Origin of the sequence: Mucilaginibacter terrae (assembly GCF_031951985.1) — a bacterium.
Taxonomy (GTDB): domain Bacteria; phylum Bacteroidota; class Bacteroidia; order Sphingobacteriales; family Sphingobacteriaceae; genus Mucilaginibacter; species Mucilaginibacter terrae_A.
In genome coordinates this window covers 906,056-919,843 of the sequence record NZ_JAVLVU010000001.1, presented here as the reverse complement: position 1 = coordinate 919,843, position 13,788 = coordinate 906,056, and the positions used below count along the sequence as shown (strand labels likewise).

Sequence of the window (13,788 nt, the reverse complement as noted above, 5' to 3'; positions counted from 1 at the left end):
GAGCTATTTTATTAATTTCGGTAAACATAAACCCCACTGCATGTTAGGGCATTTTATTCATTTTAAAGGTAAAGGTGCGTTAGTAATTGTGCTGCCCATGCTAATTGCATTTGTATTGTTCATAATTTTTAATGCATTAAATATTAACGACAATTGTGTTGCCGGAACTACGCTTATTACCTCGGCTATTATACTGTTCTATTTAGATTACAAGCGCGAAAACGTTAACACCGGCTTAATTCAGCTTACCGGAAAGATACAAAGTGGCAAAAACACAGTTTTGTGGATTGATATGAGGTACTGGGCTGTGTTGATGGGGGTTGGTGGGATGATCTCACTAATGCAGTTAGCTTAAATTCGTAATGAATTACCGCCTGCTATTACTGTTGTTATTTGTATTTACCTCGTGCCGGCACGAAAGAAAGATAGACACTGCTTTTTATTATTGGAAAACCGTTTATAAGGACAACAATACCGAAACAAACTACATCAAAAGTTTGCATGCTTCTGCGCTATACACGCGTATAATGGATGTGGATATTGATAAGGTAAGCGGCCGGCTAATACCTGTATCACCCATCATATTTAAAGTTAAACTGCCCGATAGTGTTCAAATCATCCCCGTGGTTTTTATTGTTAATGATGCTTTACGAAATTTAACTAAAATTGAGTTAGATGCCTTGGCGCAACATATAACCTCTTTTGTAAATGGTAAGGTAAAACAAGCGGGTAAAACCAGTTACCCCGAACTGCAAATAGACTGCGATTGGACAGTAACCACAAAGAATAACTATTTTTATCTGCTTCATAAGCTATTGGAGCATCCTGCTTTAAAAGGGAAGGCACTATCGGCCACATTACGCCTGCACCAGCTTAAAAACTTGAAAAGAAACGGTATACTGCCGGTAAATAAGGCAATGCTCATGTGCTATAACATGGGCAATTTGCGTAAACATGGCAACCAAAACTCTATACTGGATATTGAGGAGTTTAAGAAGTATGCCCATAACAACGTTACCCAATATCCGCTGCCTTTAGATGTGGGCTTTCCGTTGTTTAACTGGGCAGTTGTGTTTCGTAATAAACAGTATGCGGGTATTTCAAGAACTATAAAATTAGCGCAGCTGCAGAACAAAAATCAGTTTATATTTATAGGAGATAACAGGTACCGGGCTATTGCCAATTTGCCACAATTTTACCTGCTTAAAAATGATGAAATACGGTGGGAAGATACAGGCATAAACAACATCAATACACTCGCCAGGTATCTTTCGCCTTTGTTTAAAAATGATAACCTCAAGCTGATTTATTTCCACCTGGATGAAAACATCATTAAAAACTACACGCCCCGGCAATTACAGGAAACTGCGGATATATTGCGTTAGCTTTATCATTATATTTTTTGCCGACGTTGCCGTAAATATAGCCTGTGGACCCGATGTTGACCCGTATGATTATTATATTTCCTTTTTTCATAATAACCTGTCGGTTACTGATGAATATAAGCCGTTCAATTTCACCGGCATGGCATTTTTGTATGATGAGCAGGAACCTGCAAACGAACAGGCCATTAATAGCGCTGAATGGGCAGAATATTTAGGAAAAAATGTAAAAGCTACTCACGTTGAAGAAGCCATGTACGGGCTTAATGATAAGACCGATTCTGTACTACAGGCAGGTTACTTAACCGGAAAAACTCAATTGGCCGACAGCCTGAAGATGAACACGTTTTTGCTGGCCTTACATCAAAAGCAACATAACGATGCTTTAACGTATTACCGCTTTGCCAAACGTGCCGAGCCCTATGCAACGGTTGAAAGCAGTTGGGACCCCGCTCCGCGCGATACTGCTGAATTATCGCGACTGGGCAATGAGGCTATCTTGGAAGCGAAATCAGCCAAAAGCAGCTTTTTAAAACTGCGTTACGCCTATCAGGCGCAGCGTTTACTACGATATGCCGGCGAGCACGATGCAGCCCGCAAAGTTTACGCCCAATTTATTCAAAACAACAACTCTAAAAGCCATGTGAAGGGATGGGCGCTTGCCCAACAGGCTGGTACCGAACCAGACAGTGTAAAATCGGCATACTTGTTTTCACGTGTATTTGAACAATATCCTGAGCGGCGCATACAGGCTTACCGATGCTACAATTGGACGCATGCTCCGTTTGGGCAAGTGTTAGCTATAGCCAAAAACAATCATGAGCGAGCAGTTTTATATGGCATTAAAGGATTTGGCGACCCTGTTTATAACACACAGTACCTGAAAGAAATTTACAGTTGCGAACCCCAATCGCCTGTTATTAGCATATTGCTGGCACGCGAGGTTAACAAGTTAGAAGAAACTTTTCTTGACCGTAAGTTAAGTAGGCAACGAACATCTATTGCCAGCCCGGTATATTCTTACAATTATTGGGGGTACGATTCAAACTATGATAGCGTTCGCCGGTCATCAGTCAACCACATTATTGCGCTCAATAATTTTTGCAGCCAATTATTTAATGATCGTAAAAGTCCTGATTACGGCCTTGGTAAGCTGGTGCCGGCCTATTTAGCCTGGATGCAAAATGCTACCAAAGCAGGTTGGAACCATTTAGCTGCTTTAAAAGGGGTAAACCTACGTGATAAACTTAACGACCAAAAGCAACTCATTAACCTGTTACTTACTTCTCAAAGCATACGGCAGTTAAATGCGGTTAACGAGCAATCCTTGTTACCATCTTTGCAATGGCTTGATAAAAAGGTTGAGGCCGAGGCCAAAGTCAAAGTAAGCATAGAAAATATGTACTCGTGGAGCCATTATAGCCAGCGGCCGTTTGCTACATCGGCACGGAATTTTTACCAAACTATACTGGCTCCTGCGTATTATAAACAAGGTGCAGTAAGCAAAGCTGCGGTGGCATTATCAAAAGGCGATGGTACTGGAAATACTGATGTGTACACGGCCCCGGTAACCCTGAGCTTTTGGCAAAACAGCCTTCACCCCTCATCGGTAGCTAAACTTATCAGTTGGCGCAACAATCCGTCTAAAGACGCTTATTTAAAATTGCTAACCCAAAACTTGCGCAAGCATCCGGCTGATGAACTTTATGAATTACTGGGTACTACTTACTTGCGCCACCATGAATATGATAAAGCCGCTACTGCTTTTAAAAATGTGAGTAAAACAAAGCTCGATTCGTTAAGAAGTAATTTTTACGACACCGGGCAGGGGAGCGACCCTTTTATAAGCCGCCTGGCCGATTATCCTAAGGTATGGCTCACACCAAAATCGCGCAGTTATAATAAACTGGAATTTGCCCAGACTATGAACCGTTTGCAGCAAAGAATGAAAACTTTGCCTAATGCGGCAGATTATTTCAAGTACGCAACGGCTCTGTATAATACTGGCATGCATGGCAATTCGTGGTGTTTTATAAGCTACAGTTGGGCTGCAAGCGATGCAGGCCGTGAAAAGGAAAACTATTACGACGACGATTATATACAAAGCACTAATGCCGAAAAGTATTACCTGAAAGCGCGCGAATTAAGTCGCGACCCTGAATTTAAAGCTAAATGTACTTTCATGGCTGCCAAGTGCCAGCAAAAGCAAATGGTAATGCCATCATATGCTTATTACGGTTATGATAATAGTGATAGATACAATAAAGCAGAGAACCTGTACAGCCGTACCATAAGACAAAACACATACTTTGCTCAATTAAAAGCCAGCTATAGCAAGACCAGATTTTATAAAACTGCTATAAATGAATGCAGTTATTTTAGCGATTTTTTAGGGATGAGATGAGGTGAAATTGAAAAGAAAAGGGATATAAAAAAGTCTTGCAGGTAAATTACTTGCAGGGCTTTTTCAGTTTTAGGAAGTGGAGAGTTACCCCACGAAGTTTTAACTAACAAATGGCAATAGCTGTTTATTAAAGCTTATTACCGTTAAAACACTAAGTGTAAATAAGTTAATAACACATGTTAGAGCTTAATATATACCCCGAACTTTAATATATACTTCTACCAGTTGTTACCAAACACTTTAATCTCAAACACACATGAAAAAAATCTATACCTTACTGTTGCTGTTACTGCCCATTATTGTATGCGCGCAAACCAGCACAAAACCGGCCGAAAAAAAGCCCACACTTTCTGAGTTGCAGAAGCAGATCTTGGAAGCAGCACAAAATCTTAAAGAGTTTAAACAACAGGTTATCGACTCTGTAAACGCAGCCAATAAAGTAAAAGCCGATGATGTATTTGGTTATCTTGATTTAAAAAACATAAACATTAAGGTTTATGATGATAAAGGTAAACCGGTTGAAAACCCACAATTTGCAAAACTAAGTGCTACTGAAAAATTAAAGTTGAAGAACGAAAACGCAAAGTATGTTTTTGCCAGTGTTGATAGTGTAAGAGCTGTAATTAAAAAGAACAAAATAACCCGCTTAATATTAATGACCGGAAAAGAGCTTTTTTGGGTTGATAAGGAATTTGATTTCAAAGACCTCAATGCCACCAATTCTCCAATTTTATTAGTCTCTAATAATCCCGAACGTAATTTAAAGCTTTCAGATGTTTTAGGTTTTATCCCTATAAATGATGACGATAACGTAAAATCTACCCCGGTACTGCTAACTACGTCCAAAAAGCGGTCTACATTAAGCATAAATAAATAATCATATGAAACATTTAATAAGTGTAACCTCACAAAGGTTAGTGATATTGTTATGCTTCATCACGTCATTTTGTAGTGTAACTAATGCGCAGGATTCTGTTTATCGTGCCAAATTTGAGGAGTATATTAAAGATAATAATGATAAACATCAGCCGGTTGCATCATTAAGGTACGATCCTAACAAAAAAATTAATTTAAACTACGGAGGTATTAAATCAAATATTACGATAAGAGTTGATAGTATTTCATTTTTAGTTAAAGATGGATACATCATTGACATTAATGTTTACTCGGCCGACAACAGTTTTAGTAATTCAAATTCTCCTATTGATATTACGTCCCGCCGTTTTTCTAAAAATGACAGGCTGCAAGGGCTTCTAAACCGCGATGAATACATAGGTATTAAAGATGTTTTTCAGTGGAAATTTTATAACAATTTTGCGGTAGATGATGGCTTATACTGGCTTACTCCAACAAATAAAGAAATTGTGTTGAAAAGAAATGTAGGAATTAACAACGTGTTGGATTTGCGATTATATAGTGATGCGTTAGGCTTGTTTGGCGGGAAGCCTAATGCCATAGCACAAACAGATGCAAGGTTTAAGCATATTATTTATAAATACAATTATCGTAATTCCGGAGTGTTTATTCCGGGGCACTATGTTAAGGTGAATTTTAATGCTGCAAAATTTGACAGCCAATTGAAATACGCTGATTCGGCTAAATTTTCGAGAAGCAAACTTCTACAAAAAAGTTATATCTCAGCTGAGGTAGCTGTAAATTTAATTAGCGGTTGGGCAGGAAAAAAATCACTTAGTTCATTATATCTTGATGCAGGAGTGGGCTTAAACATGGGCTACCTTGCAAAAAAGGTTGATACCGTATCGGTAACCACTCCAAACCTGTTTTTTGAGGCAGGAGCTAATCTTAAAACAAGTGATAATATTGGTGCCGACCTTTATGCAAGGTTTATTAAACAGTATAGTGCACAAACAAATTTTACAAATGCAGCCGGTGAAATCCAAAATTTAAAAAAGAATTTCTGGAAGTTGGGTGCTGAATTATATTGGAATGCATTTGAAAATAAAGCTAACCGGTTATTTGCCCGCTTTAACTATTTTGTAGCAACCGATCATGTTGATTCTTCAAACCAGTTTGTGCAATTTCAGTTCGGTTACTCGGTACTTCTTTCAAGTTTAGCCAAAGGCAAAGGGCAGTAATCCCCGTTTGCCTAATGGGAACTACCACATATTAATCACGCAACTTCAAATTGCTCAACCAATTTTAAAATTAAACTACTGACAGGGATTGTGTCAGTGAAACACCGGGGTAAAATCGCGCAATTTCGCGGTTTTCAAAAGTAAAAATGGGAGAGTAGCACTCAACAAAAAATGCCCTGATATACAGGGCATTTTTATGAATATAATATGCTTAATTAGCCATCATTTTAAGGAACGAAGCCAGTTTCTCTTTCATTTCACGGCGGTCAACTATAAAGTCAAGGAAACCGTGTTCTTGTAAAAACTCTGCAGTTTGGAAACCTTTAGGCAGGTCTTTCTTAATGGTTTCTTTAATAACCCGCGGACCGGCAAAGCCTATCAACGCACCTGGTTCGGCAATATTAATATCGCCCAGCATAGCGTATGATGCGGTTACACCGCCTGTGGTTGGGTCGGTAAGCAAGGAGATGTAAGGTACCCCAGCCTGGCCCAATAAAGCCAGTTTAGCCGATGTTTTGGCCATTTGCATCAATGAAAATGCAGCTTCCATCATACGTGCACCACCCGATTTTGAGATCATCAGGAAAGGCACTTTGTTTTGAATGCTGTAATCAATAGAGCGGGCAATTTTTTCGCCTACTACTGAACCCATTGAGCCGCCTATGAAGTTAAAATCCATACAGGCCACCATTAGCGGCATACCGTCAACGAGTCCATGAGCGGCGCGAATGGCATCCTTTAAGCCGGTTTTGGCCATTGTTTCTTTCAGGCGGTCACTGTATTTTTTGGTATCCACAAACTCCAGCGGGTCGCCCGAGCGCAGGTTTGCAAACAATTCGGTAAACTCATTATTATCAAACAGTACCGAAAAATATTCTTTAGAGCCTATACGCAGGTGATAACCGCAGTAATGGCAAACGTATTGGTTTTCAACTTGTTCAGTGTAATGCAGCGGACGTTTACAGTCTGGGCATTTATTCCAAACGCCGTCAGGTGCTTCCTTTTTATCTTCGGTAGAGGTGGTGATCCCCTTCGATTCTCTCTTAAACCACGCCATTGGTAATTCCATCAATGATTATAATAAAGGTGCAAAGAAACAAAAATTATCTTATTTAAACCGTTAAAGCCAAATTACGTTTATTATATGAAGATTAATAATTGAACAATTTTCATCAATTTAACAGTGTATTTATCACACCAACGCATAAATTTTATACATTCGTGCAGTAAACCAACCAAGTACTATGGATTTAAAAAATTATAAAGGCGTACTGCACGGCGATCAGGTGCAGGAAATGTTTGAAGCAGCCAAAAAGCACCAGTTTGCTTTACCGGCTGTAAACGTAATTGGCACCAACACTGTAAACGCAGTTATGGAAACAGCCAAAGCCGTAAACTCTCCGGTTATCATTCAGCTGTCAAACGGTGGTGCGCAGTTTTATGCAGGTAAATCATTAGATAACTCTAAACTACAGGCTTGTATTTTAGGTGGTGTATCAGCCGCTAAACACGTACACTTGTTAGCCGAGCATTATGGCGTTGCGGTTATTTTACATACCGACCATGCTGCCAAAAAATTATTACCATGGATTGATGGCCTGTTAGAGCACGGTGAAAAACATTTTGCCGAAACCGGAAAACCATTATTCTCATCGCACATGCTCGATCTATCAGAAGAGCCGATCGAAGAAAATATCGAAATTTCGGCCAAGTACCTGGAGCGTATGGCTAAAATGGGCATGACCATTGAAATTGAGTTAGGTGTAACCGGTGGCGAAGAAGATGGTGTAGACAACAGCGACGTAGACAGCTCACGTTTATATACCCAGCCTGAAGAAGTTGCTTATGCTTATGAGCATTTATCGGCTGTTAGCCATCGCTTTACTGTAGCTGCTGCCTTTGGTAACGTACACGGTGTGTACAAACCGGGTAACGTAAAACTACAGCCAGTAATATTGCATAATTCACAGGAGTTCCTGAAACAAAAACATGGTATTGCTGCTGAGAAGCCGATCAACTTCGTATTCCACGGTGGTTCGGGCTCGAGCCAGGAGGAAATTCGTGAGGCAATCTCATACGGTGCTATCAAAATGAATATAGATACCGATATGCAGTGGGCATTTTGGGAAGGTATTAAAGATTTCTATCAATCAAAAGAAGGTTACCTGCAATCGCAAATTGGCAACCCTGAAGGTGAAGACTCACCAAACAAAAAATATTACGACCCGCGCGTTTGGTTACGCAAAGGCGAAGAACAATTTGTTAAGCGTTTAACACAGGCTTTTGCCGATTTAAATTGCTTAGATGTAAACAGCAAACTGTAACAAAGTTTTTGTGTTTAAACATAACGCCGGTACCCCGAGGTATCGGCGTTTTTTTATCATATTACAAGCACAAATTTTTTAAAACATGGCTGATAAAAAGAGTGGTATTTTTGAGCGCTTTGCCAATTGGGCTACCGCAGCCACCGGTAGTTCGGCGGCATTTATTGGAGCAGCTTTAGTTGTTGTTGTATGGGCAGCCAGCGGCCCCATTTTTAATTACTCAGAAACCTGGCAGTTGGTGATTAATACCGGTACAACCATCATTACATTTTTAATGGTGTTCCTTATTCAAAAAGCTCAAAATAAAGATTCGAGAGCCGTGCATATGAAACTGAATGAGTTAATTGCCGCTATGCAGGGTGCCAGTAACCAAATGGTGAATATTGAGGAATTAAGTGAAAAAGAGCTGGAGCAAATACATAATTTTTATGTGCGCCTGGCTGCATTGGCTAAAACCGAAGATGATTTAGGATGTACGCATACTATTGATGCAGCAGAGCTAAATCATGAAGAAAAGTCTCAACGATCAAAAAGCACTTCACAAAGAATACATGAATACCATAGTAAACGTAAGAAAAGTAACTGAGCAGCTTGACCTCGATAAGGTATTTGCCGTACGCCGGGTTGTGTTTGTTGATGAACAAAACTGTCCACCCGAGTTGGAATGGGAATTTGAAGATGAATCGAACCACTTTTTAGGCGAAGTTAATGGTGAACCGGCTGGAGCCGCACGTTGGCGCAAAACCGAGAGGGGCTATAAGTTAGAGCGGTTTGCTGTATCAAAAGAATACCGTGGACAAGGAGTGGGGCAGGCACTGGTACAAGCCGTGCTGAATGATTTACCTGATGATGCCGTTTATGTATACCTGCATGCCCAGGTTCAGGCCGTATCTTTATATGAGAAATTTGGCTTTGAAAAAACCGGCCCTATGTTTGAAGAAGCCGGAATACAACATTACAAGATGATTCTGAATAAGGCAATGGATAAAGGATAAGGGCGAAAGGTTTTTGTCTATTTCCCAAACAAAAGGCCAAAGGCAAGCGTTTTTCAAACCCTTCACCTTTGGCCTTTTACCTTTCATCCTAAATGGAGCCTTTATCCTTTTAGCTTAGCTCAGTCCGTTTTAGGCAACTGTACGGCTTCATCGGCCTCAGGTATGGCTTCGCGTACGTAACGACGGATAATTAAGCGTGTACCGCCATTATAAGTAATATAGCTGCCTAACCAGTTAATAAAGGTTACCACTTTATTACGGAAGCCCAAAAGCGATATTAAGTGGATAAACATCCATATTAACCAGGCTATGAACCCGCTTAATTTGATCTTTCCTAAATCGGCTACCGCTTTGTTACGGCCAATGGTAGCCATAGAGCCTAAGTCTTTATATTTAAAGGGTTCGGTAGGTTTACCTTGAACAAGGTTTGCAATATTTTCGGCCAATTTTTTACCTTGTTGTATGGCCACCTGTGCCACACCAGGGTAACCGTTTGGCGTAGCTTCGGTAATAATAGCGCCAACGTCGCCTATGGCAAAAACGTTATCAGTACCTACCACGCGGTTAATTTCATCGGTTTTAATACGGTTGCCACGCACAATATTGTCTTTGGCAATGCCTTTAGGTACAATACCCATAACACCTGCCGACCATACCACGTTGCGCGTTGGTATTACCCGTCCGTCTTCAAATTTAAGCTCTGTACCATCGTAACTTTGTACTTTTACATTCAGCAAAACTTCAACGCCCATGCCCAACAGCGCTTCTTTGGCCTTAGCCGAAGCCTCTTCAGACATAGGACCTAATACCCTTGGCAAAAAGTCGACAAGGTAAACTTTCATGTCTTCTTTTTTGAGTTCAGGATAATCTTTAGAAAGCACGTGGTTACGTAATTCGGCAAACGATCCTGCAAGCTCCACACCGGTAGGTCCGGCACCCACCATTACAAAGGTAAGGTAAGGGTCGCGTTCCTCTTTGGTTTTAGCAATAACGGCCTGCTCTAAATTTTGCAAAAACATATACCTCAGGTTAAGTGCCTCGGGTATAGTTTTCATTGGCATGGCATATTGCTCAATATCCTTGTTGCCAAAAAAGTTGGTGGTAGAGCCGGTAGCAATTACAAGGTAATCATATGCAATTTCACCAATGGTGGTATCAATAGTATTTTGTGCAGTATTCACACCGTTTACTTCGGCTACACGGAAACGCAGGTTTTTTTGTCCCTGAAAGTTTTTGCGAAGCGAGAAGGCAATTGATTCACACTCCAGGCTTCCGGTAGCTACCTGGTACAGCAGGGGAGGAAATGAATGATAGTTATGTTTATCAAGTAGCAGAATTTCAACCGGTTCTTTTGCAAGTCGGCTGGCTAATTCAACACCGCCAAATCCGCCGCCAACAATTACAACGAGCGGAAATTTTGTGTTTTGTTTTGAATCCATGTTTGTATTCACAGTTTGTGTGTAGGGTGATTCTTGTATTATAATAACAAAAAAGGCCTCAAATGTTCTTTGAAGCCTTTTAGAAAAAAATTTATGTTGAAATTTTATGCGTTAAGCTTCTTGCCAAAATCGAGCATAACCGGGGTTGCAACACAGATAGACGAGTAAGTACCGAAGCACACACCCACTAATAAGGCAAACGAGAATCCGCGGATAACATCGCCACCAAAGATAAACAATACAATTAACACAAACACTACGGTTAATGCAGTAATAATTGTACGGCTCAAAGTGCTGTTAATTGCCTGGTTAACTACTACAGCAGTATCATCAGTTTTAGCATGGCTATGGTTCAGGAACTCGCGGATACGGTCAAACACTACCACAGTATCATTAATGGAGTAACCAATTACGGTAAGGATAGCTGCAATGAACGCCTGATCGATATCTAATGAAAACGGCATAATACCATTAAACAGTGAGAAGAACGATAATACCAGCAGCGCATCGTGAGCGGTGGCCACCATAGCTCCCAAGCTATATTGCCACTTGCGGAAACGGATCAAGATATAAACCGAGATGGCAACAATAGCAAAGATAACCGTCCATACAGCCGATGTTTTAATATCATTGGCAATGGTTGGACCTACTTTTTGTGAGCTAAGAATGGTGTATTTAGGCGAAATTTGAGATAAACCGCTGCGCAGGGTTGATTCTACTTTATTATCTGCAGCAGTGGTGTTTTCGTCGAGCATAAAGTTGGTGGTAACACGAACTTGTTTCTCGCCGCCAAAAGATTTTACTTCGGCTTTACCTACTCCTAACGTTTTTTCAATGGCATCACGTACAGTTTCTGTGCTTGTGTTTTCTTCAAAACGAACCACATAGCTACGACCGCCCTGGAAATCTACACCGTAGCTAAAACCACGGGTAGCCATTGATACTATACCTGCCAAAATGAAGATCGCAGAGAATGCATAGAATTTATAGCGGTTTTTAACGAATGCAAAGTTTGCGTTTTTGAACAGTTTAGAGCTCCATGGATTAGAGAACTTAATATCCATGTTTTTGTCTAACATCCATTCAAAAATAACGCGTGTTATTAGTAACGAACAGAACAACGAAGTTATAATACCGATCATCAACGTGGTAGCAAAGCCCTGGATAGGACCTGAACCGAAGATGAACAGGATAACACCGGTTAAGAAGCTACTTATCTGCGAATCGAGAATAGAAGATAAAGCATGTTTGTAACCATCGGCAATGGCAATACGTTTTGATTTGCCTAAGGCAAGCTCTTCACGCACACGTTCGTAAATTAACACGTTGGCATCAACCGATATACCTAAGATGAGCACGATACCCGCAATACCCGGCAGCGTTAATACCGCACCAATACTTGTAAGTACACCCATCAAAAAGAATACGTTAACAAATACAGCAGCATCAGCCACGGCACCAGCGCTGTTGTAGTACAGTATCATGAACACTAACACGATCACTAAACCAACGGCACATGACATTAAACCATCGTTAATGGCTTCCTGACCTAATGACGGACCTACGATGTCTTCAGACACGATACGTGCCGGAGCAGGTAAACGACCGGCCTTTAATACGTTGGCCAAATCTTTAGTTTCATCCTGGGTAAAGTTACCGCTGATTGATGAACGGCCACCCGAAATTTCGTTACTTACACGTGGAGCTGATACTACGTTATCGTCAAGTACGATAGCGATGCAACGATTATCATTTTCGTCACTTGGGTTACCGGCGGCTTCGGCAGTAACTCTTCTCCAGGTTTTAGCACCTTCCGAGTTCATTTCCATGCTCACTTCACGGCCACCGTTGCTTTGGTCAATATCGTCTTTAGCATCGGTAATAACTTCGCCACTTAAAACCGGACCGTTTTCGGCACCCGAAAGTTTGATAGCGTATAATGATAAACGTTTGTCGGCTAAATCATTTGGTTTAGCAGCCCAAAGTAAACGCAGGTTTTTAGGCAATACTGCTTGTATATCTGCGCTGTTAAGGTAGTTGTTAACTTTAGCAGTATCTTTTATTGCCGAATAACCAACAACCGGACCCGGATAGGCCTGTGGGCCGTTAGGACCCTGACCAAATGCAGGTGTTAACACAGCAAATAATGGCATGGTTTCGGCCAGTTGGTTTTTATTTTTAAGGGCAGATGCCGAAGTGTCTTTAGCGGCATTTTGTTTAACCTTGCTTAATAACGAACCTCCTTTTTTAGCAGAGTCGGTTGAAGCGGCAACTGGTGCAGCAGCAGTATCTTTTTTAGCGCCTTTGTTTTTTGCAGCTAATATACCGTTGATGTTACTCAATAGCTGGAAAACCTCTGAGTTATCAAACGTTGCATAGAACTCCAATTTAGCCGAACCCTGTAACAGTTTACGCACACGCTCTTTGCTGGCTTCAGAAACACCCGGAAGCTCGATTTGGATGCGGTTGCCTGCCTGTAACTGAATGTTAGGAGAGGTTACGCCAAACTTATCGATACGGTTACGCAGAATGTTGAATGATTGGGTAACTGCTGTAGATGATTGATCGCGCAGGTATTTTTCAACATCGCTGTTGCTGGCATCAAACTTTAAGTTGCTTTGATTTGACTGGGTTGAAAAAATAGGAGCCAGTTTACCATTAGGGCTTAACTTTTTATACTCACGCATAAAAATGTCGATGTAGTTATCGGGGCTGGTTTTAGCCACAACATCGGCATTGTGCAGTGCCTGGTTAAAAGTTACATCGTTATTATCGCTTGATAACGATTTGATTAACTCGCTTAACGAAACCTGCATGGTTACGTTCATACCACCTTTAAGATCCAAACCTAATGCAAGTTCGCGTTCTTTACAGTATTGATAATTGTGACCGAATAACGGATATACCGGTTGCGACGCTATTGAGTCGAGATAAGCTTTTTCTTTGTCCAGGTTTCCTTTGGCATAAGCTCTCGCGTCGTCTTCCACGCTGTTGGTAACCCACGTGAACGAAAGCTGGTATAAGCAAACAACTGCCACAATAATGGCAAAAAATTTAATAACCCCTTTACCTTGCATGGTGTAATCTATGTGTAAAATTAATTTATAAGCTTTTTAAAATAAGGAGGCAAATCTAATAAAATTTCGTA

11 protein-coding genes are annotated in these 13,788 nt (G+C 40.8%); 8 read left to right on the top strand and 3 right to left on the bottom strand.

Annotation, left to right across the window (positions count from 1 at the left end):
* Positions 1-40 precede the first annotated feature (40 nt).
* The 5 genes from QE417_RS03870 (at position 41) to QE417_RS03850 (ending at position 5,882) form a co-directional block, all read left to right on the top strand.
* Positions 41-355: a hypothetical protein gene (locus QE417_RS03870; RefSeq protein WP_311947625.1), complete on the top strand. Its 315-nt coding sequence runs from the start codon at positions 41-43 to the stop codon at positions 353-355.
* Positions 356-362: 7 nt separating this feature from the next.
* On the top strand, positions 363-1,385 hold the full coding sequence (locus QE417_RS03865; RefSeq protein ID WP_311947623.1) for a hypothetical protein: 1,023 nt from the start codon (positions 363-365) through the stop codon (positions 1,383-1,385).
* Positions 1,321-3,786, top strand: coding sequence for a hypothetical protein (locus QE417_RS03860; protein WP_311947622.1), 2,466 nt, complete (start codon positions 1,321-1,323; stop codon positions 3,784-3,786). Before QE417_RS03865 ends, QE417_RS03860 begins: the two co-directional genes overlap by 65 nt.
* 256 nt (positions 3,787-4,042) lie before the next feature.
* Positions 4,043-4,663 (top strand): hypothetical protein, encoded by a 621-nt coding sequence (locus QE417_RS03855; RefSeq protein ID WP_311947621.1) that lies wholly within the window; start codon positions 4,043-4,045, stop codon positions 4,661-4,663.
* Positions 4,664-4,667: 4 nt separating this feature from the next.
* Complete coding sequence (locus QE417_RS03850; RefSeq protein WP_311947620.1) at positions 4,668-5,882, top strand: hypothetical protein; 1,215 nt, start codon at positions 4,668-4,670, stop codon at positions 5,880-5,882.
* Between the two features lie 211 nt (positions 5,883-6,093).
* On the opposite strand, the gene accD is transcribed toward QE417_RS03850, so the two are convergent.
* Entirely contained in the window at positions 6,094-6,939 is an 846-nt protein-coding gene (gene accD, locus QE417_RS03845) for an acetyl-CoA carboxylase, carboxyltransferase subunit beta (RefSeq protein WP_311954580.1), read from the bottom strand.
* Between the two features lie 187 nt (positions 6,940-7,126).
* Between accD and fbaA the strand changes: the two genes are divergently transcribed.
* From fbaA to QE417_RS03830, 3 genes are all read left to right on the top strand, one after another.
* Entirely contained in the window at positions 7,127-8,206 is a 1,080-nt protein-coding gene (fbaA, locus tag QE417_RS03840; protein ID WP_311947619.1) for a class II fructose-bisphosphate aldolase, read from the top strand.
* 85 nt (positions 8,207-8,291) lie between these two features.
* The gene (locus tag QE417_RS03835; RefSeq protein ID WP_311947618.1) at positions 8,292-8,792 is read left to right on the top strand and encodes a low affinity iron permease family protein; all 501 of its coding nucleotides are present in this window, start codon (positions 8,292-8,294) and stop codon (positions 8,790-8,792) included.
* On the top strand, positions 8,758-9,201 hold the full coding sequence (locus QE417_RS03830; RefSeq protein WP_311947617.1) for a GNAT family N-acetyltransferase: 444 nt from the start codon (positions 8,758-8,760) through the stop codon (positions 9,199-9,201). The genes QE417_RS03835 and QE417_RS03830 overlap by 35 nt, the downstream gene beginning before the upstream one ends.
* Positions 9,202-9,320: 119 nt before the next feature.
* Here QE417_RS03830 and QE417_RS03825 read toward each other — a convergent pair whose 3' ends face one another.
* Together QE417_RS03825 and secDF are read right to left on the bottom strand one after the other, a co-directional pair.
* A complete protein-coding gene (locus QE417_RS03825; protein ID WP_311947616.1) occupies positions 9,321-10,640 on the bottom strand; it encodes an NAD(P)/FAD-dependent oxidoreductase in 1,320 nt (439 codons plus the stop codon).
* Between the two features lie 104 nt (positions 10,641-10,744).
* Positions 10,745-13,717 carry a protein translocase subunit SecDF gene (secDF, locus tag QE417_RS03820; protein ID WP_311947615.1) on the bottom strand — a complete coding sequence of 991 codons (2,973 nt, stop codon included), beginning with the start codon at positions 13,715-13,717 and terminating at the stop codon, positions 10,745-10,747.
* Positions 13,718-13,788 lie beyond the last annotated feature (71 nt).